General features: G+C 38.3%; 21 protein-coding genes. 10 read left to right on the top strand and 11 right to left on the bottom strand.

Going from position 1 to position 23903, the window contains the following annotated elements; genetic code table 11:
* Positions 1-69: 69 nt before the first annotated feature.
* Entirely contained in the window at positions 70-1059 is a 990-nt protein-coding gene (gene hpnA, locus PQG54_RS06475) for a hopanoid-associated sugar epimerase (protein ID WP_271789591.1), read from the bottom strand.
* A gap of 159 nt (positions 1060-1218) precedes the next feature.
* Here hpnA and PQG54_RS06470 point away from each other — a divergent pair, with 159 nt between their 5' ends.
* The 3 genes from PQG54_RS06470 (at position 1219) to PQG54_RS06460 (ending at position 5270) form a co-directional block, all read left to right on the top strand.
* Entirely contained in the window at positions 1219-2286 is a 1068-nt protein-coding gene (locus PQG54_RS06470) for a lysylphosphatidylglycerol synthase domain-containing protein (protein WP_271789592.1), read from the top strand.
* Between the two features lie 41 nt (positions 2287-2327).
* Entirely contained in the window at positions 2328-3218 is an 891-nt protein-coding gene (locus tag PQG54_RS06465; RefSeq protein ID WP_271789593.1) for a prephenate dehydrogenase/arogenate dehydrogenase family protein, read from the top strand.
* Between the two features lie 420 nt (positions 3219-3638).
* Positions 3639-5270 (top strand): ATP-binding protein, encoded by a 1632-nt coding sequence (locus tag PQG54_RS06460; protein WP_271789594.1) that lies wholly within the window; start codon positions 3639-3641, stop codon positions 5268-5270.
* A gap of 35 nt (positions 5271-5305) precedes the next feature.
* Here the strand turns inward: PQG54_RS06460 and pyk are convergent, their stop codons facing one another.
* Both pyk and PQG54_RS06450 read right to left on the bottom strand, forming a co-directional pair.
* On the bottom strand, positions 5306-6751 hold the full coding sequence (gene pyk / locus PQG54_RS06455; RefSeq protein WP_271789595.1) for a pyruvate kinase: 1446 nt from the start codon (positions 6749-6751) through the stop codon (positions 5306-5308).
* Between the two features lie 90 nt (positions 6752-6841).
* Complete coding sequence (locus PQG54_RS06450) at positions 6842-7669, bottom strand: SH3 domain-containing protein (RefSeq protein ID WP_271789596.1); 828 nt, start codon at positions 7667-7669, stop codon at positions 6842-6844.
* A gap of 227 nt (positions 7670-7896) precedes the next feature.
* On the opposite strand from PQG54_RS06450, the gene PQG54_RS06445 reads away from it, so the two are divergent.
* A complete protein-coding gene (locus PQG54_RS06445; RefSeq protein WP_271789597.1) occupies positions 7897-8460 on the top strand; it encodes a DUF2939 domain-containing protein in 564 nt (187 codons plus the stop codon).
* Between the two features lie 3 nt (positions 8461-8463).
* Here PQG54_RS06445 and PQG54_RS06440 read toward each other — a convergent pair whose 3' ends face one another.
* The 6 genes from PQG54_RS06440 to zapE form a co-directional block, all read right to left on the bottom strand.
* Positions 8464-8691, bottom strand: a complete 228-nt coding sequence (locus PQG54_RS06440) for a DUF3126 family protein (protein ID WP_271789598.1) — start codon at positions 8689-8691, stop codon at positions 8464-8466.
* Between the two features lie 286 nt (positions 8692-8977).
* On the bottom strand, positions 8978-9970 hold the full coding sequence (locus PQG54_RS06435; RefSeq protein ID WP_271789599.1) for a L,D-transpeptidase: 993 nt from the start codon (positions 9968-9970) through the stop codon (positions 8978-8980).
* An 88-nt stretch (positions 9971-10058) separates the two neighbouring features.
* On the bottom strand, positions 10059-11756 hold the full coding sequence (gene lpdA / locus PQG54_RS06430) for a dihydrolipoyl dehydrogenase (protein ID WP_271789600.1): 1698 nt from the start codon (positions 11754-11756) through the stop codon (positions 10059-10061).
* A gap of 52 nt (positions 11757-11808) precedes the next feature.
* Positions 11809-13011 carry a 2-oxoglutarate dehydrogenase complex dihydrolipoyllysine-residue succinyltransferase gene (gene odhB, locus PQG54_RS06425; protein WP_271789601.1) on the bottom strand — a complete coding sequence of 401 codons (1203 nt, stop codon included), beginning with the start codon at positions 13009-13011 and terminating at the stop codon, positions 11809-11811.
* A gap of 48 nt (positions 13012-13059) precedes the next feature.
* Positions 13060-15936, bottom strand: coding sequence for a 2-oxoglutarate dehydrogenase E1 component (locus PQG54_RS06420; RefSeq protein WP_271789602.1), 2877 nt, complete (start codon positions 15934-15936; stop codon positions 13060-13062).
* A gap of 68 nt (positions 15937-16004) precedes the next feature.
* A complete protein-coding gene (zapE, locus tag PQG54_RS06415; protein ID WP_271789603.1) occupies positions 16005-17123 on the bottom strand; it encodes a cell division protein ZapE in 1119 nt (372 codons plus the stop codon).
* A 210-nt stretch (positions 17124-17333) separates the two neighbouring features.
* On the opposite strand from zapE, the gene PQG54_RS06410 reads away from it, so the two are divergent.
* Positions 17334-18356: an aspartate-semialdehyde dehydrogenase gene (locus PQG54_RS06410; protein ID WP_271789604.1), complete on the top strand. Its 1023-nt coding sequence runs from the start codon at positions 17334-17336 to the stop codon at positions 18354-18356.
* A gap of 59 nt (positions 18357-18415) precedes the next feature.
* Here the strand turns inward: PQG54_RS06410 and PQG54_RS06405 are convergent, their stop codons facing one another.
* Both PQG54_RS06405 and PQG54_RS06400 read right to left on the bottom strand, forming a co-directional pair.
* Positions 18416-18727 carry a hypothetical protein gene (locus tag PQG54_RS06405; RefSeq protein ID WP_271789605.1) on the bottom strand — a complete coding sequence of 104 codons (312 nt, stop codon included), beginning with the start codon at positions 18725-18727 and terminating at the stop codon, positions 18416-18418.
* A gap of 38 nt (positions 18728-18765) precedes the next feature.
* Complete coding sequence (locus PQG54_RS06400; RefSeq protein ID WP_271789606.1) at positions 18766-19335, bottom strand: hypothetical protein; 570 nt, start codon at positions 19333-19335, stop codon at positions 18766-18768.
* Positions 19336-19615: 280 nt separating this feature from the next.
* Here PQG54_RS06400 and sdhC point away from each other — a divergent pair, with 280 nt between their 5' ends.
* The 5 genes from sdhC (at position 19616) to PQG54_RS06375 (ending at position 23899) form a co-directional block, all read left to right on the top strand.
* Positions 19616-20068 (top strand): succinate dehydrogenase, cytochrome b556 subunit, encoded by a 453-nt coding sequence (gene sdhC, locus PQG54_RS06395; protein WP_271789607.1) that lies wholly within the window; start codon positions 19616-19618, stop codon positions 20066-20068.
* A 75-nt stretch (positions 20069-20143) separates the two neighbouring features.
* Positions 20144-20554 (top strand): succinate dehydrogenase, hydrophobic membrane anchor protein, encoded by a 411-nt coding sequence (gene sdhD, locus PQG54_RS06390; protein WP_340163346.1) that lies wholly within the window; start codon positions 20144-20146, stop codon positions 20552-20554.
* Between the two features lie 33 nt (positions 20555-20587).
* Positions 20588-22399: a succinate dehydrogenase flavoprotein subunit gene (gene sdhA / locus PQG54_RS06385; RefSeq protein WP_271789608.1), complete on the top strand. Its 1812-nt coding sequence runs from the start codon at positions 20588-20590 to the stop codon at positions 22397-22399.
* 21 nt (positions 22400-22420) lie between these two features.
* Positions 22421-23203, top strand: a complete 783-nt coding sequence (locus tag PQG54_RS06380) for a succinate dehydrogenase iron-sulfur subunit (protein WP_271789609.1) — start codon at positions 22421-22423, stop codon at positions 23201-23203.
* 18 nt (positions 23204-23221) lie between these two features.
* Positions 23222-23899, top strand: a complete 678-nt coding sequence (locus PQG54_RS06375) for a fused DSP-PTPase phosphatase/NAD kinase-like protein (protein WP_271789610.1) — start codon at positions 23222-23224, stop codon at positions 23897-23899.
* Positions 23900-23903 lie beyond the last annotated feature (4 nt).

Below are 23903 nucleotides of genomic sequence, written 5' to 3'. Positions count from 1 at the left end.
TACTATTCTATATTCGAATATCTGTTCTAAAAAATTACGTCATTCTTTTAACTTCTCATTCAATATTTTTTAACGCACATATCCTTGTTGGCGAAACCAATCGACGGCATCTTTGATTGCCTCATGAGCGGGACGATAGCGATATCCAAGTTCCCTTTCAGCCTTTGCAGAAGAGAAAAACATTTTTTTATAAGACATTAATAACATTTCACGAGTTACGCGTGGTTGTATGCCAAAGCGATTAGCCATCCACTCTGAAGCAATCGCCACAGGCCAAATCAATTTTTGGTTTAAACGCATCAACGGTGGTCTGACGTTCGCAATCTTAGAGGTCATCGCAAAAAAATCTCGCAGAGACATATTTTCTCCGCCAAGAATATATTTTTCACCAATCACGCCTTTTTCCAAAGCCAATAAATGCCCCTCAGCCACATCATCCACATGGACAATATTTAGCCCCGTATCCACATAAGCTGGCATTTTCCCTCTGGTGCAATCCAAAATCATTTGCCCTGTGGGGGTTGGTTTGATATCTCTTGGGCCTATAGGCGTGGATGGATTCACAATGACCGCAGGTAGTTGATTTTCTTGAATCAGTTTTAAAACAGCTTGTTCAGCTTCATATTTTGATTGTTTGTAAATTCCAATAATCTTATGCACTGGTGTTGTTTCATCCGCAATGCTGCCATCACCAACCAATCCTAAAGCAGCAACAGACGAGCAATATACAATTTTTTCAACTCCTACCCTTTGAGCCGCCAACATTAAACGACGAGTACCCTCTACATTAATCTTCATCATTTGAGCAGGATCAGGAACCCATAAACGATAATCTGCAGCAACGTGAAAAAGATATTTGCATCCTCTTAAAGACTCTTCAAAAGCCTCTGGGTTTAATAAATCACCCTCAACAACTGCTGCATCCAGGCCTTGTAAATTGGCTTTGTTACTATTGGGGCGGGTCAATACTCTTAAATGATGGCCTCTTTCAACCAATTTTCTTGCAACAGCTGAACCAACAAAACCTGTAACCCCGGTAACGAAAGTTGAGGTAACCATAAAACCCCCCGATCAAAAAATATAAAAATTTCACATATAACGTTGAATCTGTTATTGAATAATACGTTAAAGAATATTGTAATCAATTTTATATATAATTACTATGTATTCCATTAAACGCAATAATAACTACTCTATATAAAAGATGCACGGTCTACTTTGAAAAAAATTTCAATAATTTTATTTTTTTTGGGGCTCAGCCTCATTATTGCTGGAGCTGCTTGGATAGGTGCGGATAGTATCTTTAAATCTGTATTTTCTATTGGATTAGACAGACTTCTCCTATTATGTCTATGGCAGTTATTGATTATTGTCGTGTTAAGTTGGGCATGGCATTGCATCTGCCCAGAACTGGGGATCATAAGACTTTTTTGGGCAAGAAACCTCAGAGAAGCTGCTGCTACATGTTTGCCCTTTTCACAAATTGGTGGGATCGTGCTGGGAGTACGTGCCGTTTGTTTTAAAGGCTATCGTTATATTAAAAACCCTCCGACGCTATCCACCGCTCAGGGGATCAGTTCCAATATTGTTGATATTACGACGGAAACATTGGGACAAGTTGTGTTTATTATCATTGGCATCACAATTCTCCTCGTCGGAGGATATCATACACAATTACAAGATATTCATCTTTTGGGTGCGCAAATCAACCTTAAATGGTTTATCATTTTTGGGGTGCTATTACTAATATTTGGGTTGGTTCCTTTTATTTGGACACAAAGACAAGGCAATCTTTTCTTTCGTAAAATAGTCAATGGACTAAGCTCTAATATTGCCCAACAATGGAGCGGAAAAATTGTTTCAAGCGCAGATTCTTTACAAGAAGCACTAGACCAAATCTGGGCGCACCCAAAACGAGTAGTTTATAGTTGTACGATCCATTTTATTGGATGGGTTGGCAGTGGTATAGGAACGTGGATGTGCTATCATTTCCTAGGGGCAAATATTACCTTGCTTGAAGCCATTACCATTGAAGCCCTTGTTTGCGTGGTTCTTTCTATTGGATTTTTAGTTCCTGCCAGTGTAGGAATACAAGAAGGTGCTTATGTTATTATCGGAACGATTTTTGGAATTGATCCTTCTTTATCTTTTGGGCTATCGATCTTACGCCGTGCACGTGATTTAATCATTGGTATCCCAATCTTACTATTGTGGCAGATCGGCGAAATTCGATATTTACGTCAAAATCCTCAAAAAGATACCGAGCTCAACATCACTTCCAATTAATCCATTTTCTTTGTTTTCACTTTTCAAATTGATCATATATCATGAACACTCCTCTCTTTCACCGCGTTACCGTTATTGGGCCAGGTCTAATCGGTTCTTCTATTTTAAGGCGTATCCAAAAAGATCGTTCCATCGCAACCCATACCGTTGCCTATGATAATAATCCAGATGTTTGTAAGCATGTCCAAGAACTGCAAATCGCAGATGAAGTTTGTTTTGATCCAAAAACCGCAGTTGAAAATGCCGATTGCGTTATTTTATCCATTCCTGTTGGCGCTATGGAAGAGGTTACCAAACAAATTGTTCCTTACATGAAAAAAGGGGCAATATTGACTGACACGGGATCCACCAAAGCTTCCGTCATTGCTGCTATTGAGCCCCATCTTACACCCGATATTGTCTTTGTCCCTGCACACCCTATGGCAGGAACGGAATTCTCCGGTCCAGATGCTGGTTTTGATACGTTATTTGAAAATCGATGGTGTTTGATTACCCCCATCCCTAGCACAACACAGGAAGCTACTGATAAAATCATTGCTTTTTGGAAAGCTATGGGTTCGAATACACGTATCCTTTCAATCCAGCATCACGATAAGGTCTGTGCTATCGTCAGCCATTTACCGCATCTGATTGCCTTTACAATCTGTAATACTGCCGATAGTTTAGAAGAAGAAACAAGATCTGAAGTGCTTGACTATGCTGCCTCTGGTTTCAGAGATTTTACCAGGGTTGCGTCGTCTGATCCAACGATGTGGCGAGATGTTTTCATCAATAATCGTGAAGCTATATTGGAAATGTTGGCACGCTTTACAGAAGATGCCCAAGCCATGGCAAAAGCCATCCGATGGAAAGATGAAGAATATATCACAGAAACCATTCAAAAAGGTCGGCGCATTCGTAAATCTTTGATCGAAAACAAACAAGTGCAATAATCTATTCACCAAGCTGCACTCACTACAAAAATTATAGATAAAAGGCTGATTTAGACATTGTGAATCAATATGGCAACGGTCTCTTATGGACAGCTTGCCTTAACCTGAGGAAACATTGTTATATTACATAATATCTATTACAACGTGGGGTAAACCCAGATTGTAAAAACAAAATCGGGCGTTCTCCAAGAAATTTCACAAATACTCTATTCAAGAATACTGATCTGATCGAAATATTTAAAAACGATTAAAATATTGCTACTTTGCCTACTATTTTTAAAAATTATCTAGAAGCTGGAATTTCAGTTAAAAGCAGATCACGTTATTGACAGACAGAGTTTCAAATATAATAAAAACAGGTATAATAATAACTAATCAACCCTATATTCTTTGATGATGTAAAATACGCAAGGTGTCGTAATGACAGAATCCGTTCCAACTTCAGAAATATTAACCGTCAAGCAACTTATCAGCAGCTTTGATTGGAACAATACCATATTAGGTTCACAGGATTCTTGGCCACTAAACCTACAAGCAATATTATCATTAGTTCTCAATACGTCTTCACCTATGATTATTTATTGGGGAAGGGAAAATATTGCTTTATATAATGATGCTTATGCAAAATTAATCGGCACGAAACATCCTGCTTTGTTGGGCAGACCATTAATCAATATATGGCCAGAACGTAAAGCGCATTTCAACCAAGTTGTCAGCGCTGTCTATCAAAAAGAAACCATTCGATATACAAGCAATTATCAAATTCCTGGCACAACCCATCAGCATTCGACACCAACTCAAATTGAAGTAACTTACAATCCAATTCTTGGAGACCAAAATCAAGTTCAAGGCATGTTAAGTATTGTTACAGAATCAAGTTTATCAACCACTTCACCCACTCAAACAATTGAACAACTTATCGGTGGATTAGCGCACGACTTTAATACGTTACTGGCTGGTATTATTGGCAATCTAGAACTAATGCAAATGCGTATTGAACAAAATAAAGCAGATTTATTACCTCGTTATATTCACGCTGCCCAAAAAGCTGCAACGCAAGCCACTGAAATTACCCATCAGCTTCTTTCATTTTCAAGAAGACAAATTTTAACACCTCATATCGTAGATCCTAATCACACGATACAGGCTTTATTAGATACTTTTCAAAATTGTATCAAAGAAGACAAGGATCATATCAAGGAACATATTAACTTACAAATTCAGCTAGAAGCTGATATTTGGTCTGTTTTTTGTGATCCAGAACATTTAAAAAATGCGATTTTGCATATCTTTCAAAATGCCTGCGAAGCCATTCACTCGTCAAATGGTAAAATTGCCATAGAAACGCATAATATTATCATCACACCATCCCATCCTCTTCGGAAATTTATTGATCACGGAGAATATATCAGCATTGTCGTGCAAGATAATGGGATTGGAATGTCTCCTAATATTATTAACAGAGCAACAGACCCATTTTTTACGACTAAACCTTTGGGAAAACGAGCAGGCCTTGGGTTATCGATGGCTTATGGCTTTACCAAACAATCCAATGGACATTTAACCATTGATTCAAATCCAAAAGCAGGAACGACAATTAGTCTTTTTTTGCCTCGCCACTATAACTCGATGACCATACACAAATTGAATAGCAATCCTATGAAAGCTAACTTACTTAAAACATTGCTTATTTCACAGGATAATCATCTATGTATGTTGCTTAGTGAAAACCTAAAAGACTTGGGATATTCAATGACTATTGCCCAAACAACCAAAGAAACCTTTACTTTACTTAAAAGTAATAGTCAATTTAACTTTGTGGCGATTGATACCCGTATTTTACCCAATACACCTACGGATTTTTTATCAACTATTAAGACAAATAATCCTCAACTTCCTATTTTATTTATTACAGGATATGAAGAAACACCCATCATATTCGATTCATTTATTCGCGAACAAAATTTTATCATCCGTAAGCCCATAACCCATACCGTGCTTGCAGAATGTATCAAAGCTATTCAAGATTCTAAAAATCATTTAATATCATAAAGAGAGATAAAAATACCTCTCTTTAAAATGATTAATTACTGAATATCAACCACACGAATTAAATTCGTACTGCCTGCTTGACCGAACGGCATACCGGCAATAACGACCATATGATCGCCCTTTGTAACGACTTGATAACTTTGAACAATACGTGACGCTTCTGCTACCATGTCTTCGACAGAACATGCCGGATTATCAACAGTAATGGAGTGATAAGGATGAACTCCCCAAACCAAAGCAAGCTTTCTAGCAGATTCCAAGGTCGGAGTAACCCCAAAAATCATTGAATCAGGGCGCTCTCTGGACATACGTTGTGCTGTTTTCCCTCTACGCGTAAATGCAACAACAGCTGGAGTTTCCAAGGTGTTGCAAATCTTTTGAGCAGCAGCAACAATCGCATCTGCCACATTGTTATGTGGTTGTTCACGCGTTGCTTCCATCAATTTACGCCACTCTTCGTCTTTTTCGACACGACTAATGATACGATCCATAATCGTGACAGCTTCTTTAGGATATTGTCCAGCAGCACTTTCAGCAGAAAGCATCACCGCATCTGCACCCTCGAAAACTGCAGTTGCAATATCGGATGCTTCTGCACGTGTTGGCGTCGGAGATGAAATCATACTTTCTAACATTTGAGTAGCAACAATCACAGGTTTACCCAATTGGCGTGCTTTGCGAATGATTTTAATCTGAGCTAATGGCACTTCTTCTGGAGGCATTTCCACCCCAAGATCACCACGAGCAACCATCACACCATCCGTTAATTCAAGGATAGCATCAATATTTTGCATTGCTTGTGGTTTTTCCATTTTGGTCACAATCCATGCACGACCATTGGAAATATCTTTGGCTTCTTGAACATCTTCTGGACGTTGTACAAAGGAAAGACCAATAAAATCAACCCCAAGTTCCAATGCAAACTTAAGGTCTTTGTGATCTTTTTCTGTTAAAGCAGGAATTGGTAAAATCATATCGGGAACATTAACCCCTTTATGATTAGACAATGGTCCGCCAACAAGAACCTCAGTTTCTAGAAAATCTTTACCAACTTTACGAACGATTAAACATAATTTTCCGTCATCAAGTAATAAACGGCAACCAGGTTCAGCACTGTTAATAATTTCTGGATGAGGCAAACAAACGCGTTCTTCATTCCCTAATGTTTTATCAAGATCTAAGCGAAATATGGCACCAGTTTTTAAAATAACTTTGCCGTCTGCAAAATTACCAACGCGTAATTTTGGCCCTTGGATATCAGCAAGAACACCAATAACCTTACCTGTTTCTTTTTCAAGTTCACGAATAATATGATATCGTGCTGCTTGTTCTTCGTGGGTTCCATGAGAAAAATTCAAGCGAAAAACATCAACGCCAGCAAAAAATAATGTCTGAATCATTTCTTTGGTAGAGGATGCTGGTCCCAAAGTAGAAACAATTTTGGTACGACGACCTCTTAATAAACTAGCTTTGTCTTCCATAATATGTAATTCCTTTATATTCTAAATGAATAAATCAAAGTTATTTCGTTTGTAACAATAAACATCGATAAAAATTGATTCTAAAATGCCTTAATGGCCTTCAATGACCTCTTGAGGTGTTGTTCCCCAAAAGCTATTTCGTGGTATCCAACCATTATATCCCTTAATTGCAATATTACACCATTCTGATCCTGCAGGACATGATTTAATACTGCCCACAACACCTGGCTTTAAGACGGCAATCGCTGTAGCACTATCTTTTGGTTCCGATCTCACAATAATACTATTTTTACCTGGCTGGACTGATTGCGCATCCGCAATATAACCAACAATACGGCTGTCCATATGCTCACTTTTCTTTTTATCTTTATCCTTGCTTTGATCGGCCACTTCTTGGCCTACAGACAAAGGCTCGCCAGTTATGATAAAAGAACGACCTCCAGATAAAATAGCTTGTTGAATCCAACCTTTTTGACCATCAGCATCTTCTACTAAACGCCAAATGTCGAATTCTCGTGTGACTTTGACGGGCATATTACGACGATGATATGTCCAACTAATTGGATAGCGTGCCCCTGGTCCAGCGCGCATGTTAACTTCATCAGCCCTTAACGACAAAAAATAAGGCAAAGGTTTACCAGATACAGCCCCTTTTTCCCCATTATCAGTAGCAGAAGGAAGAATTTGTCCCGTTCCACTGACAGCAGGTAAAGCACCATTCTGCGGTGCTAACGGTTGTGTAGTGACCGGAGCAGGAGCAGTCGCACTGGGCGGATATTGTTTTTCTTGTGACCCTTGTGCATATCCAGAAATAGGAAAAAAGACACCACCAGCCAACAAAGTTAATATAAAAGCGGTAGTCGTTTTATATTTTGTCCAACGATAAGGTATAGACAATTCAGAAAAACAATAGTTCATATGATCCTATCTTTCAAAGATATACATTTTTATTTTAAAATTTAAATAAATAATTTATAGCTCCTTATATTAGTAATATAAAATGTAGCTAATGTTAATATGACTTCTAAAGATTCTTTATAGCAATTATATTCCCCACTATCTATTGAAAATATATGCTATTCAGATTGTTATATATTCATATAACCAAACCGCCGTCTGATTATTTTATCGCAAAGGAATATTAAATGTTTGTTTCATTTTTGAGAAAATGGAAGTTAATTTTTATACTTCTTTTTTTAGGCGGCCTTTATATTATATACCCATACACGACATTATGGTCCATTTATAAAGCAATTCAGACCCATAATACGCCACAGTTAATAACATATTTGGACTGGCAATCCATTAAAACAAATTTACAATCAGATTTAACAAAATCGATTCAAAATGCCCCTACATCCCAAGACGATCTGCCAGATTTTGGAAATTCATTTGCGACAACCGCTATTTCAAACGCGGTCGATTTAAATCTAACACCAGATAATCTTGCTAAATTTATCAATCATATCAAACAGGATAATTCAATCGAAAACTCTTCTACCATTAGAACATTATTACGCTCTTTTATGTCCACTCATATTCATTTTATATCCCCATTTTTATTAAAAGCTGACATTTTAATTCCAGGGGAAGAAAAAAATTATATTGAAATGACATTGCATTTACAAAATTGGAAATGGAAAGTAACTTCTTTTAAATTTTCAGAAGAACTTACTTTCCAACTTTTCCAACAATCTGACTTGAAATAAATTTTATTCCAAATCTTCTTCTAAAATCGTTAACGAAATTGCATAAGAAACCTCGCCTTCATCTTCATCACGGTAAATCGTCCCAATAGATTCTGATGTTTTACCCTTTTGAACACATAATTCAACGGGTTGTCCAACACGTTTAGGCAGAACAATCTTCAGGCAAGAGCTTTCCAATTTTTTTTGTAAATATTTCTCTAATGCTTCAGCTTCTTTCGTTTGTATAGGCATATTATATTCTCCTCTAAATCATTGCTACTGATAAATGTAGCTTATACAAAACAATCTTTTGCCAAGTCTATACCATTAAATTGTTATTTATTAACCAAACAATTTTGAAAAAGACCTATTATTTCTAATCTCATTACAATAGATTAATAATTATTTTATTTAGATCTATATTGTTCATTTTCAATACTATTATTTAATAATTTTGAAATAGAATTTAGATAATGATCGTTTGTTAAATATAACCATCCGTATTAACAATCCTCTTTATCACCTTATTCCAGTAATGTTAACTTCGTTGAGAATCTGCCGAATGAGAAGAATCAACGACAACTAATTTATCCCCAGCCAATGGCGTAAATCGGATTTTTTTAGATAAAACGGAACTAAACCTTTTATCTTTGTGAGCAGCTTGGGTATATAAAGCATCGATAATACCATTATGATCGATAAACTCGTTCATTTTTGTTGCAAGCCTTACACATCCTTCTGATGCTGGTTTACCCAGACGTTGCTCTAAATAGTCAGGATCTGTCGCATGCATTTCCAAGCGAATTTGTCCTTTTTCACGGTTTGGCAACCAACCTTTCTCTGCCCATTGCCATCCAAAATCCCAAACGCGCATTCCTTTAATACCATTCCCGCGAATGCCATTTTTATTTTTGGTTCCTAATGCTCGATAGCCAATACGTTCAACAGTATTATAAAAAACACCTGTTGGGGTAATATAGTATAATTTACGCCCAGTATTCCCCGTTGAAACCTTTCCTCCCCCTAATGCCTTCCACTCCCCTTGTCCTTTCGGGAATGCCAGTACAAAGCATAATTCTTGAACTTTGGGATTACGATCAACAACAATTAATAACTGTGCTCTTTTCACAGGGGGACCTTTGCGATCCATTTCATCTTGAGCCAGTTGAACCCATTTTTTATTTCGTTCCGCAGAATAAGTCAGTGCATTTGGAACCGTTTTCTTTAACAATGCTGTCAGTCTTGCTGCCTCTTGATATGCTTCCTCTTGTGTCAAAAAAGGCAGAGGCGGCAAACCATGTAACTCATGCTCTTTTTTAAATAAAGACGTCTCTGCCAAATTATAAAAATGCACGTAAGAACGATCTGCATGAGGGTCAGGAATCGGGGTATATGATGGTAAACCACTCGTATCCTCTAACCCCTTAATATCGTCTCTTATATCAAATGAAGTAGGAACTGCTTGAGATTGTATTTGTGTCAATACGGCCAGAACGCCAATCACACTGACAGCAATACGGTTGAGCTTCATTCCTACTACTCCTCATTACACAGGGTTAATTAATGTAAAATCACACTGTAATCGAATGCCTAAACAAAGGAAACAAGATTTATGTTAATTACATGTGAATTGATCTTTTCTGTGTTCCCAAAGCCGCCTCTTTGATCGATTCTGTCAGAGTCGGATGGGCATGGCAAGTCAATGCAATATCTTCAGCAGAAGCCCCAAAATTCATTGCTAATACAGCTTCAGCAATCATTTCACTACAATGAGGCCCTATTAAATGCACACCTAAAACTTTGTTAGTTCTTTTATCTGCTAGAATCTTCACAAAACCCTCGGTTTGATTCATAGCTCTTGCCCGACCATTGGCACTAAATGGGAATTTGCCAACTGTATATTCAATCGATTCAGCCTTTAGCGTTTCTTCTGTTTTACCAACCATTGCAATTTCTGGCTCTGTATAAACCACTCCAGGAATTAACCCGTAATCAATATGAGGTTTTTGTCCTGCTAGATACTCAGCAACAGCAACCCCTTCTTCTTCAGCTTTATGAGCTAACATAGGACCTGCAATCACATCTCCAATCGCATAAATGCCAGAGATATTGGTTTGGAATTGTTCGTTTGTTTTAATTCGCCCTTTTTCATCTAAAACAACGCCAATATTTTCTAAACCCAACCCTTGTGTAACAGGACGACGACCAACTGAAACCAACACAACATCCGCATATAAAGTCTCTGTGTGGTCTCCAGCAACATTGCTAATGATTACTTGAGATTCTGAACTGTTTTTCTCTAATTTTTCAACTTTATGCGCAAGTTTTAGCTGAATACCTTGTTTTTCCAGTATTTTAGCAAAATTCAAAGAGACCTCTTTATCAAAGCCCGGTAGTAAGCGATCAAAATATTCAACAATAGTGACTTTGGCTCCTAAACGATGCCAAACACTCCCTAATTCAACACCGATCACCCCACCACCAATGACAACCATATGCTCTGGCACCTTTTCAAGAGACAAAGCACCAGTAGAGGTCACCACTTGCTTTTCATCAATCTCTACATTAGGCAAAGAAACACTCTCACTACCTGTTGCAATAACGATAGAACGTGTTGTAACAACTTCACCATCGATTGAAACTTGACCTGGCGCAGGAATGGTTGCTGTCCCTTTTAACCACGTAATTTTATTTTTCTTTAAAAGAAACTCGATTCCCGAGACATTGGCATTAATCACAGAGTCTTTATGTGCCTGCATTGCAGCCAAGTCTAATTGCACATCTTTAACCAATACCCCCAAGCTCTTAAATCTTTTTTGAGCAGCTTCATATTGCTCTGAAGCATATAATAATGCTTTGGACGGGATACAGCCAACATTAAGGCAAGTCCCCCCTAATGTTTTTCTTTTTTCAACACATGCAACTTTCATGCCCAACTGAGCCGCACGAATAGCCGCAACATATCCACCTGGACCCGCACCAATAACAACCAAATCATATTCAGCATCATTAGATACAGATGTATCTTTTTTCTCTTCAACAACAGGTGGCGGAGCATTATTATTTGGCGTGCCACTCTCAGCAGCACCAATAGTAACTAACAAAGCACCAACCGAAACCTCGTCCCCAACAGAAACTTGATGCTGTCCAACAACTCCTGAAATAGGAGCTGGAACTTCAACATTGACCTTATCTGTTTCCAGTTCAATAATTGCCTCATCAGCACTTACCGCCTCTCCTGGTTGTTTTAACCATTTAGAAACAATAGCAGAAGTAATACTTTCGCCTAGAACAGGAACTACGATTTCCACAGCCATAAGGATAATCCTTCTTTATTTATAACAAGAGCAGCATCAAGTCAGTTAAAAATTAAACGCCTAATAATAAACGTTCTGGATGTTCAATTCTATCTTTAATATGAACCAAGAAGCTAACTGCTTCTTTGCCATCAACAATACGATGATCGTAAGATAATGCCAGATACATCATTGGCCGAATAACAACCTGACCATTTTCAGCAATGGGGCGTTCTTTGATAGCATGCATCCCCAAAATACCTGATTGCGGCATATTTAAAATTGGTGTGGACATCAAAGAACCATAAATTCCACCGTTGGTAATAGAAAAAGTTCCACCTGACAAATCATCTATCTTTAATTGATTATTCTTAGCTTTTTTGGCAAAACCAATAATACTTCCCTCAATCTCAGCAAAGCTCATTTGATCCGCATCACGTAAAACAGGAACGACCAATCCATTTGGACCACCCACGGCAATCCCCATATTCACAAAATGACGATAAATAACATCTTCGCCATCAATTTGCGCATTAATTGCTGGAAATTCTTGTAAAGCAGAAACAGTTGCTTTGACGAAAAAAGACATAAACCCTAAGCGTGCATCTTCGTATTTTTTATTAAATGCATCTTTATATTCACTACGCAATTTCATCACTGCCGACATATCAACTTCATTAAAAGTGGTTAGCATGGCAGCAGTTTCTTGAGCATCTTTTAAACGTCGTGCAATCGTACGACGCAAGCGAGTCATTTTGACACGTTCTTCACGAGGATCATCTTGACGTGCTGGCACAGAAGCTGTTGGTTTAGAGCCTGCACCCGTCACAAAATTCACAACATCTTCACGTGTAATACGACCGTCTTTTCCTGAGCCTTGACCGATTTGAGACGCAGAAATTTGTTTTTCATCCATCATTTTACGAGCTGCAGGCATAGGTTGATGGGATTCAGCCGTTGAAGAAACAGGTGCAGCAGCTTTAATAGCTTCTTCTGCCTTTGGTGCTTTTGCAACGGGTGCTGATGCAGCCTTTGCGCCACCTTCTTCAATTGTTGTCAATATCGCACCGACCTCAACCTCGTCCCCTTCATTGACGAAATGATTTCCCAAAGCACCTGCTTGAGAGGCTGCGACTTCGACACTGACCTTATCAGTTTCCAGCTCAACAATCGCTTCATCGATTTCTACATATTCACCAGGTTGCTTTAACCATTTTGCAATCGTTGCAACGGAAATACTTTCTCCAAGTTGTGGTACTTTTATTTCTACTGACATAATGACTACTTTCTTACTCTTTTTCTCTCTATTTTTATCGTAATAAATTTAAGCTTTTTTATGACCTAGCGCCTGATCCACCAAACCTTCTTGCTCTGATTTATATACAGAAGATAAGCCTGAGGCTGGGCTGGCAGCAGCCAAACGTCCCGCATATTGCACAAATGGGTTTGAATGTTTTATTTCTCGTAAACATTTTTCAATTTTACGATCAACAAAATTCCACGCCCCCATATTCTCTGGCTCTTCTTGACACCAAATGATCTCTGCGTTTGGATATTGTGATAATATCGTTGATAATTCTTGCGCTGGAAATGGATAAAGTTGCTCCATACGAACCAAAGCGACTTGCTCTGATTGTAATTCACACCGCAACTCAAGACGACGTGCCCATAAATCATAATAAACTTTACCCGAGCATAGTACGACACGTTTGATTTTCTCTTTGATAACAGCAGAATCAACCTCATCAATCACAGGAAGGAATTTTGTTTCATCAATAAATGCCGATAAAGGAGACTGTGCCAATTTATGTCTTAATAAAGATTTAGGAGACATAATAACCAAAGGCTGGCGATAATTACGCTTCAACTGACGGCGTAACGCATGAAAATAATTAGCTGGTGTTGTTAAGTTACAAACCTGCATATTCTCATCAGCACAAAGTTGTAAAAAACGTTCCAATCTTGCTGAAGAATGTTCTGCGCCTTGTCCCTCCTGAGAATGTGGTAACAACATAACCAGACCAGACATTTGCAACCATTTACTCTCGCCTGCGCTGATAAATTGATCGATAATAATCTGAGCCCCATTTGCAAAATCACCAAACTGAGCTTCCCATAAAACTAAAGCGTTTAGATTTGTGCAACTATACCCATATTCAAATCCAAGCACTGCAAACTCAGATAAAAATGAATTATAAATATCAATTTTTGCCTGTTCTGGCTGAATATGATTTAACAAAACATAAGGTTGTTGTGTTTTTTGGTCAAATAAAACAGCATTACGATGACTGAATGTGCCTCTTTGACAATCTTGACCTGACAAGCGAACAGGATAATTTTCTAATAATAAACTGCCAAAAGCCAAAGCCTCACCCGTTGCCCAATCAATATTCTCACCTGATGAAAACATTTGTGCCTTTGCTTCCAATTGGCGGGTTAGCTTAGGATGACAATTAAACCCATCAGCATAAGACGATAATGCTTTGCCAACTTTCTGAGCTACACCCATCGAAATAGCTGTAATTGCTTCTTGGCGCTCTTGTCCTCTGAGCTTCATTTGATGCCAATCCGCATTAACCCACTCCATCGTATTCACACGAAAATCTTGAGAGGCATTATAGCTAGCTTGCAAATATTCTTGGAATGTATTCCAATGAGCTTCACTCTCACCAGAAGTAATCACACCCTCATTAGCAAGTTTATCAGCGTAAATTTTGTAGATCGTATCATGCTTACGAATCACATTATACATTAAGGGTTGCGTAAATGCAGGTTCATCCGTCTCATTATGACCATTACGACGATAACAAACCAAATCAACCACAATATCCGTTGCAAACTGTTCTCTAAATTCTACAGCAAGCTGCATCACTTTAACAACAGCCTCTGGATCATCTCCATTCACATGAACAATCGGTGCTCGTGCAACTTTGGCGACATCGGTGCCATAATATCCAGAAAACGCTAAATCTGGTGATGTTGTAAAACCAATTTGATTATTGGTGACAATATGAATGGTTCCGCCCGTTTCATACGCAGGCAATTGTGACATTGCTAGAATTTCATAAACCACACCTTGTCCAGCAAACGCTGCATCCCCATGCAAAAGAACAGCCAAATGTTTCTGACCATCCCGATCTTGCTCTGCACGAACCTGTCCTTCGACAACAGCACCCACCGCTTCTAAGTGAGAAGGATTAAAAGCCATCGACAGTTCAACAGATTTCCCTTCAACTTCGACTTGCTTGCGATATCCAAGGTGATATTTAACATCCGCAGCACCAGGAATTCCATCAGGTTTATAAGAGCCACCCGCAAATTCGTGAAATAAAGCAACAAAGGGCTTACCAACAACATTTGTTAAAACATTTAACCGTCCACGATGCGCCATTCCCATGCTGATCGATTTTACGTCATATTGAGTAACAGCGTGTCTAATCACAGCATGTAGTGCTGGAATAGTGACTTCGCCCCCATCAAGACCAAAACGTTTTACACCAACATATCGTTTTGAACAAAACGCTTCGAACCCAACGGCTTCTGTTAATTGTTGTAAAAGTCGTTTTTTATCATCATTTTGCAAACTGACAGTGTTTAAATTTTCTATTTTTTGCATCAGCCATTGGCGTTGCTTATTGTCTTGTAGATACATATATTCCCAAGCAATAGAACGACAATAGACTTTATGAAGCCCTGCAATGATCTCTCGTATTGAATGTATTTCTTGTGGCAAAAACGAAGCGATATTTTTTCCAATAAAAATAGGACGGTCGATATCTTGCGCCGTAAATCCATAGGTTTCTGGATCCAGCTCTGCAACCAAAATTCTGTGGCTCAGTTGTAAAGGGTCAAGTTGTGCATATTGATGACCCAAAGTCCGATAAGCATTAATTAACTGTATAGCCCGAATACTGTCATTTGCAGCACTATAAAGTTGTTCTTTGGAAATCTTATCTCCTTTAGAAGGAGACGGCGTTTTTTCGTCTGTCTCGATAACAATATCTGTTAAAGGGCGCGGAGCCCAAGATGCCCCTCTAGCATCTTTGGCAACAATATGTCGTGCATCATTTAATGCTGTAAATAATTCTGAAAATGAAGAGTCAACACTCTCTGGGTTTTCGACCCATTGTGCATATAAATCAGCAAGATAGGCACTATTTGATCCGCTGAACACACTTGCAATATGATCATTTATCGCCATCTTATATTTCTTCCTTACCTTTTGTTTTAAGTAATTGCTGTATCTCTTAAATATTAAAACAACATTATTTACATAATGCGCTTTGCATTACCCCAATTTTGCCCTTGCATTTCATTTAAACGTGAAATTGTACGCTCAAAGAAAGCTCTGCGATCTTCTTTACGATAAATTTCGTCAAACTCTGCTGCTGCCGAAGCATATAACTTGACATTTTGTTCATATAATACATCTATTAACATCGTAAAACGTTCGATTACATTCATATTATCAGGATTAAATCGTGGAATATCGTCTAAAATGATCGTTTTAAACCTTTGTGCTAATGCCAGATAATCCCCGACACCTAAATTAACATCACAAAGGTCTGTAAATGAAAAACGCGTAACATCGCCTGCTGCACAAGGAATACGCAAGGATCTTCCCATAACTGTTAATGCTTCTTCTTTGATAGGCTGTGCTTTAGATTCACGTAAAAAGATATGATCTAAACGCTCTTTACTTTCTGCATTACAAGGAACCAACCAGCGTTTTTCATCCTCTGGACGGCCCAAACGATAATCCTGAGCAGCATTTAACTCAACCTCTTGCATTTGCTGCGATAATATCTTGATGAACGGTTTAAATGCATCCGCCCCAGGTCTATTCTGAAAAAGACTTGAGATATTAACATTTGAAGTCGCCACAACCACAACACCCAATGCAAAGAGCTGTTCAAATAAACGCCCTAATAAAACTGCATCCGCAATATCGTTCACTTGAAATTCATCAAAACAAAGTAGCCATGCTTTTTGAGCCAACTCTTTGGCTAAATCAGGAATAGGATCTCCTCCTTTACCTGATTGCTGTTTTAAAACATGAAATCTTTTATACGTTTCTTGCATAAAAATATGAAAATGTGTTCTGATTTTATGTTGCACGGGAACCTGTTCATAAAACAGATCCATCAACATTGACTTTCCCCGTCCAACAGAACCCACTAAGTACAATCCACGTGGAGGCTGTTCTGGTTTTTTCCATAAACTCTTTAAAGTGCCAAACATACCACCAGCAGAATGCACAACAGGTTGATAGTTTTCTAATGATCTACATAGTTGGTCCAATAACAAAACGATCTTTTGTTGCGCATCATCTTGTTTTAAGGTTCCCGCCTTTACTCTTGCCTGATAAACATTACTGGGCAAATTCATATTTAACTCTTCTAACCAATCCTAAAAGATTACTATAATTTTATATATTCTTTTTTAAAGACATAAATTAAAATTCATAGTTATTTTTGTCCATCTCGTGCAATCGTGATCTCTTTTAATAGTTTTTTATTTTCGTGCGTTTACATCCAAAAATAAACAGGTAAACTATAGTTTTTAAGATTTACGAACCTATTCAAGGATATAAGAACTATGGGCTATCGCGTAGCAGTTATGGGCGCAACAGGGGCTGTTGGCAGAGAAATTTTAAAAATTCTTGCTGAACGGGATTTTCCAATTAAGGATATCGCAGCATTAGCATCTCCACGCTCTGCTGGTAAAGAAATTTCTTTTGGTGAAAAAAAAGTTCTGAAAATTCAAAATCTTGAAACATTTGACTTTAACGGATGGGATTTTGTATTGGCCTCTGCCGGAGCATCTGTTTCTGCAATTTATGCACCCAAAGCCGCTGAAGCAGGATGTATCGTGGTGGATAATACCTCTTATTTCCGTATGGAACCCGATGTTCCATTGGTCGTACCAGAGGTTAATCCAGACGCTCTTAAAAAAGCAAAACGTAACATCATTGCGAATCCTAATTGTTCCACCATTCAAATGGTTGTCGCCTTAAAGCCATTGCATGAACTTTTTAAAATTAAAAGAGTCGTTGTTTCAACGTATCAAGCAACGGGTGGGGCTGGTAAAAAAGGCATGGACGAACTCTTTACCCAAACCAAATCTTCTTTAATTGGCGAAAGCATTACACGAGGCAATTTTACTAAACAAATTGCATTTAACTGTATTCCTCATATTGATAAATTTATGGATGATGGTTTTACCAAAGAAGAATGGAAAATGACCGTTGAAACCAAAAAAATCCTTGATCCAGATATTGCTGTGGTTGCGACTTGTGTTCGGGTTCCCGTTTTCATTGGACATGGTGAAGCCATCACAATTGAATGCGAACGTCCCGTTGATTTAGAAAAAGCTCGTAAAGCATTACGTAACGCAGATGGTGTAATTTTATATGATGAACGCCAAGATGAAGGCTATGTCACCCAAATCGAAGCTGCTGGTGAAGATGCTTCCTATGTTTCCAGATTACGTATTGATCCAACGGTACCTAATGGTTTGGCATTCTGGTGCGTATCCGACAATTTACGTAAAGGTGCTGCATTAAACACAGTGCAAATCGCTGAGTCTATGGTTGAACAAAATTTGGTTTCTCAGAAGTAATTCTGAGTATCAGATGAGATAGGTATAAGGCGAGAGAATTCTCTCGCCTTTTTTATTAGTTACCATACATCTTGATAAGCAGCATAACTGGCAAATATTTTTGTAATAATACAATAGCTTCCCTGTATAGGAATATGCACCATAGATACATTCATATCATAGATCACATTCGCATTGGGTTGCTTTTCTAAAACCAGATTTTCAATGGCCAATAACGCATCTTCATCAGATTGCTGCTCTATGTCAGTCGTATAACGCAACATATTCGTAAATACTTTGGCAAAACCCGCTGCTTGAGACGTTTGATAAGTATAGTGAATAACCCCGTAATGCTTGATAGCCCGGTCAGGTTTTCCTGTATAAAAATCCATTCTTCTGTTTCCAAATTATTAAAAATTCTTTTATATATTTAATGATATTTCTGCTTTAAATATTTCTTTACATCTGCAGCAGTTTTATACTTATAATTGACATAGCAATCATCATTGCCATCAGGATTTGCATAACTTTTACAATCTCGACCGCCATCAAACCCTGATAAATTACCATCACCTGAAATAATCCGATCAAGTGACAATATTCCTTCCTTATTTTTGGTATAAGCATATATTTGATAGAAATCACCATCCATACCAGCTCCAGGATGGTTAGAATTCCGAATAACCATAACAAAAATATATTTTTTATTATGAATATTACCAAAAAAGACAGATTTTATTTCTGGACATTCTCCATCCACTTCATAAAAATCAATCTTGTCTTTCTGTTGTAAGTTATTTTGATTTTTCTCTAAGAAGAAAGATATTGGATGACATGTTTGAACGGCCGCGTTTTCATCTTCATCCTCTCTGGTAAAATATATTTTTCCATTCGGATATAAAGCTGTTTTAAAAGGCCCTTGTATTATTTTCTCTGGCATAGCTTGCGCAAAACCAATGATACTATACACTACGCCGATTAAAACAAGAAACCCTGTCAATATTTTTTATTTCATTTAACCCACCATCATTTATGTACAATCAATAGACTTCATCATAAGCCATCTAAACCGATTTACACCGCTATACAACTTATTCATTTACAAGAATCATGAGTAACCTATTAGGGATGCGTTAAATACACAAAAACTATTATATTTTTTACTCAAATAACCCATTTCTCCTAATAAATTGACTAGACCTATTGAATAACGGGGTATAGGTTATGACCTAAGTAATTTACTTGGCACTATGCCGAAAATGATACATTAGGAAATAATTATGTCGGATATACGCGAAACTTTTTATGTCGGCCATACCAGTGATGGTTCTCTTAAAAAACGACCTATGTCACCACATTTGCAAGTTTATAAACCTATCCCTTCGATGTCCTTATCTATTTTAAATCGTATTACTGGGGCGGCGTTATCTTTTGGATCAGCCATCATGGTTGCTTGGCTTGCATCAGCAGCAAAAGGTCCAAAATCGTTTAAAAAAGTTCAAAAAGTAACAGGCAGTTTCCCTGGACAGCTTGTTTTATTTGGTTTTTCTGCTTCATTCTTTCTTCATTTTATTCGCGGGATACGTCATTTAGTTTGGGATAGCACCGCAAAACGCTTGGAAAAAGAAGAAATAAATCAAGATAGTAAGATCGATATGATCAGTATCTCTGCCCTAACCCTTGGTTTATGGACAATTATTATTGGCAAAAAACTAGGTAAAAAGAAAAAATAATAAATTCTGAATTATATAATGAATAATCACCGATAATTTTGTAATTTATCATCAAGCTCTCAGGAGAAACTACAAGTGACAACCCCTTTAGATCACCCTACTATTTTACGTTCTAACCTTGGTCGTATGCGTCAATTAGGTGCTGGTCATCATATCGTTGAACATTGGAAAGCCGAACGATTAACCGCTATTGGCACTGCACCTTTATCTATTTGGTTTATCGTTCAAATGCTGAGACTGGGTGACGCAGACCACAAAGATGTCGTGCAATGGGCTGGAAAACCAGTCAATACCGTCTTATTACTCTCTTTGATGATTCTAACCTTTCATCATATGCAAATGGGATTACAAGTCATTACCAGCGATTATTCTCGTGGTAAAAACAAAACAATCCTTGATTTAATCATCAAAGGCGGAACATTCTTTTTAGGGCTGCTATCTGTTATTTCCATTTTAAAAATTGCTCTCGCTCCAGCTAAAAAATAATCAAGAAATAAAAGAAACAGGATATATTAAATAATGAATACCATAACCTTACCTTCACAACGCAGTTATCGCATTGTCGATCATGCATATGATGTTATTGTTGTTGGCGCTGGTGGCTCTGGACTTCGTGCAACATTGGGTATGGGTGCCGCTGGCTTAAAAACGGCTTGTATCACCAAAGTCTTTCCTACACGCAGCCACACAACTGCAGCCCAAGGCGGTATTGCTGCATCTTTGGGAAATATGGCCGAAGATAAATGGCAATGGCATATGTATGATACCATTAAGGGATCAGATTGGTTAGGCGACCAAGACGCTATTGAATATCTATGCCGTGAAGCCGTCCCTGCTGTTTATGAATTAGAACATATGGGCGTGCCATTTACTCGTACCGAAGATGGAAAAATCTATCAACGTCCATTTGGTGGACATATGAGTGATTTTGGTAAAGAACCTGTTCAACGTGCTTGTGCTGCTGCTGACAGAACGGGCCATGCTATTTTACATACTTTGTATCAACAAAGCCTTAAGCATGACGTGGAATTCTTTATCGAATATTTTGCACTCGATTTGATTATGGATGACAAAGGTGCATGTAAAGGGGTTATGGCTTGGTGTCTTGATGATGGCACAATGCACCGTTTCCGTGCGAACTTAGTGGTTCTTGCAACTGGCGGATATGGTAGAGCATTCCAATCTTGTACTTCAGCCCACACATGTACGGGTGATGGCAATGCAATGGCCATGCGTGCTGGCATTCCAACCCAAGATATGGAATTCGTTCAATTCCATCCAACAGGTATTTTCCCAGCAGGGTGCTTGCTAACCGAAGGCTGTCGTGGTGAAGGTGGATATTTAACTAACTCTGAAGGTGAACGTTTCATGGAACGTTATGCCCCTCATGCCAAAGACCTTGCTTCTCGTGACGTTGTTTCTCGTGCAATGATTGTTGAAATTAACGAAGGACGCGGATGTGGTCCAAACAAAGACCATATTATGTTACATCTGGAACATCTGGGTGCAGATATCTTGCATGAACGCCTCCCTAGTATTGTTGAAACCTCCAGAGTCTTTGCTGGTGTTGATGTCACCAAAGACCCTGTTCCTGTATTACCAACCGTTCATTATAATATGGGTGGTATTCCAACCAATATTCATGCCGAAGTGATTCGTCCAACTAAAGAAAACCCTGATGCAACCGTTCCTGGTCTAATGGCTGTGGGTGAAGCAGCTTGTGTGTCTGTTCATGGTGCAAACCGTCTTGGAACCAACTCTTTGCTTGATTTGATCGTCTTTGGTCGTGCGGCTGCATTACGTGCACAAGAAACCTTAAAACCACATGATGCCATTGCTCCATTACCAGCAGGTGCTGGCGAGGATGCCATTGCTCGTCTAGACAAATTAAGATATGCAAAAGGCAATATCAGAGTTGCACAAATGCGTGATTCATTACAACGCACAATGCAACGTCATGCTGCTGTTTTCCGTAATAATCAAAACCTTAAAGATGGTGTTACCAAGATCGAAAAACTTTGGCCAGAGCTTGCTGATATTTCTGTTGCTGATGAATCGTTGATTTGGAATACAGATTTGATGGAAGCATTAGAATTCGAAAACCTTCTTGCAAATGCAACAGTTTCTATGGTCAGTGCTGAGGCACGCAAGGAAAGCCGTGGCGCACATGCGCATGATGATTATCCAGAACGTGATGATAAAGATTGGTTAAAACATACAGTTTCTTTCCTTAATGACAAAGGTGAAGTGTCTTTGGATTATCGTCCAGTGCACATGAATACATTGACAGATGAGATTCAAACTTTCCCACCAAAAAAACGCGTATATTAAGAGAAAGAAAAGGTTAAAATTATGGTTGAATTTAGATTACCTCAAAATAGCCGCGTCGGAGTTGGGAAAACATTTCATGCCGCTCCTGATGCAAAAAATGTAAAACGGTTTAAAATCTATCGTTGGAGTCCCGATGATAACCGTAACCCTGTCATTGATACTTATGAAATTGATTTAGATAAAATTGGTCCAATGGTTTTGGATGCTTTGATCTATATCAAGAATGAAATTGACCCTACCCTTTCTTTCCGTCGTTCTTGTCGTGAAGGGGTGTGCGGTTCATGTGCGATGAATATTGATGGACATAATACGCTGGCATGTTTGAAATATATTAAAGATATTAATTCAGATGTGCCGATTTATCCATTACCGCATATGCCTGTCGTCAAAGATTTGATTCCTGACCTCAGCGGGCCATATGCGCAACTACGTGAAGTAGAACCTTGGTTAAAATCAGATACGCCTCCTCCTCCTGACAAAGAGCGCTTACAAAGTGTCGAAGAGCGTAAAAAGCTAGACGGTCTTTATGAATGTATCCTTTGTTTTTGCTGTTCAACCTCCTGCCCATCTTATTGGTGGAATGGAGACAAATATCTTGGTCCAGCAGTTTTACTTGCTGCAATGCGTTGGGTTTCCGATAGTCGTGACGAATCTGCTGGGGAACGTTTGGGCGAACTTGAAGATTCAATGCGTTTATATGCATGTCGTACAATTATGAACTGTACTCAAACATGTCCAAAAGGATTAAATCCTGCCAAAGCAATTGCTGAGCTAAAACATTTACAGGTTGAACGTAAAATGTAAATCAGGTAGTGATGGATCATGAGCAAGAAAATATCTTTTGATCCGTCACTCTCCCGTCCATCTGACCGTTATAAGGCATGGATAGATAGCCTATTTATTGACCACTCCATATTTAGATTAGTGTGGACTAATTTTCACATCGTTATTCCCAATAAAGTTTATCGCTGTAATCATCCTACACCAGGACGTTTGCGTAAACTTGTTCAAAAATATCATATTAAAACAATTATAAATCTACGTGGAAAACGGGATTGTGGATCTGATGCGCTTTCTCGACAGACAGCAAAAGAATTAGGAATTACTTTACACGACATGCCGTTTGAAAGTCGTGGAGCGCCTCATAAAGATCGGATTTTAAACCTTGCACAATTATATCCAAGACTTGATTTTCCAATATTGATTCATTGTAAATCGGGTGCTGATCGTGCAGGACTTGTATCTGCATTGATTAAATTGTTTGAAAATTACACCCTAGAAGATGCTATGGGAGAGCTATCTTGGAAATTTGGACATTTTAAGCAAGCCAAAACAGGCATACTTGACCAATTCTTTGTCTATTACTTTCAGCAAACAAAAGGAAAAATAGATTTCTTAAAATGGTTACAACAAGAGTATCATGAAGATATTTTAAGAAAAGAGTTCCGACATAAAAAACTATTCTCTTTTATAACCGACAAAATCTTACGTCGGGAATAAATAA

The sequence above is a fragment of the Commensalibacter communis genome (genome assembly GCF_947179015.1).
GTDB classification, from domain to species: Bacteria; Pseudomonadota; Alphaproteobacteria; order Acetobacterales; family Acetobacteraceae; genus Commensalibacter; species Commensalibacter communis.
This window is presented reverse-complemented; position numbering and strand designations above follow the sequence as displayed.

What these genes read in the sequence shown, in the direction of transcription:
- sdhC (WP_271789607.1), top strand. Translation starts at nt 19,616, where the DNA reads ATGTCGGATATACGCGAAACTTTTTATGTCGGCCATACCAGTGATGGT.
- zapE (WP_271789603.1), bottom strand. Translation starts at nt 17,123, where the DNA reads ATGAATTTGCCCAGTAATGTTTATCAGGCAAGAGTAAAGGCGGGAACC.
- PQG54_RS06435 (WP_271789599.1), bottom strand. Translation starts at nt 9,970, where the DNA reads ATGAAGCTCAACCGTATTGCTGTCAGTGTGATTGGCGTTCTGGCCGTA.
- PQG54_RS06420 (WP_271789602.1), bottom strand. Translation starts at nt 15,936, where the DNA reads ATGGCGATAAATGATCATATTGCAAGTGTGTTCAGCGGATCAAATAGT.
- PQG54_RS06380 (WP_271789609.1), top strand. Translation starts at nt 22,421, where the DNA reads ATGGTTGAATTTAGATTACCTCAAAATAGCCGCGTCGGAGTTGGGAAA.
- odhB (WP_271789601.1), bottom strand. Translation starts at nt 13,011, where the DNA reads ATGTCAGTAGAAATAAAAGTACCACAACTTGGAGAAAGTATTTCCGTT.
- lpdA (WP_271789600.1), bottom strand. Translation starts at nt 11,756, where the DNA reads ATGGCTGTGGAAATCGTAGTTCCTGTTCTAGGCGAAAGTATTACTTCT.
- PQG54_RS06460 (WP_271789594.1), top strand. Translation starts at nt 3,639, where the DNA reads ATGACAGAATCCGTTCCAACTTCAGAAATATTAACCGTCAAGCAACTT.
- PQG54_RS06440 (WP_271789598.1), bottom strand. Translation starts at nt 8,691, where the DNA reads ATGCCTATACAAACGAAAGAAGCTGAAGCATTAGAGAAATATTTACAA.
- PQG54_RS06445 (WP_271789597.1), top strand. Translation starts at nt 7,897, where the DNA reads ATGTTTGTTTCATTTTTGAGAAAATGGAAGTTAATTTTTATACTTCTT.
- PQG54_RS06450 (WP_271789596.1), bottom strand. Translation starts at nt 7,669, where the DNA reads ATGAACTATTGTTTTTCTGAATTGTCTATACCTTATCGTTGGACAAAA.
- pyk (WP_271789595.1), bottom strand. Translation starts at nt 6,751, where the DNA reads ATGGAAGACAAAGCTAGTTTATTAAGAGGTCGTCGTACCAAAATTGTT.
- PQG54_RS06375 (WP_271789610.1), top strand. Translation starts at nt 23,222, where the DNA reads ATGAGCAAGAAAATATCTTTTGATCCGTCACTCTCCCGTCCATCTGAC.
- PQG54_RS06405 (WP_271789605.1), bottom strand. Translation starts at nt 18,727, where the DNA reads ATGGATTTTTATACAGGAAAACCTGACCGGGCTATCAAGCATTACGGG.
- PQG54_RS06465 (WP_271789593.1), top strand. Translation starts at nt 2,328, where the DNA reads ATGAACACTCCTCTCTTTCACCGCGTTACCGTTATTGGGCCAGGTCTA.
- hpnA (WP_271789591.1), bottom strand. Translation starts at nt 1,059, where the DNA reads ATGGTTACCTCAACTTTCGTTACCGGGGTTACAGGTTTTGTTGGTTCA.
- PQG54_RS06410 (WP_271789604.1), top strand. Translation starts at nt 17,334, where the DNA reads ATGGGCTATCGCGTAGCAGTTATGGGCGCAACAGGGGCTGTTGGCAGA.
- sdhA (WP_271789608.1), top strand. Translation starts at nt 20,588, where the DNA reads ATGAATACCATAACCTTACCTTCACAACGCAGTTATCGCATTGTCGAT.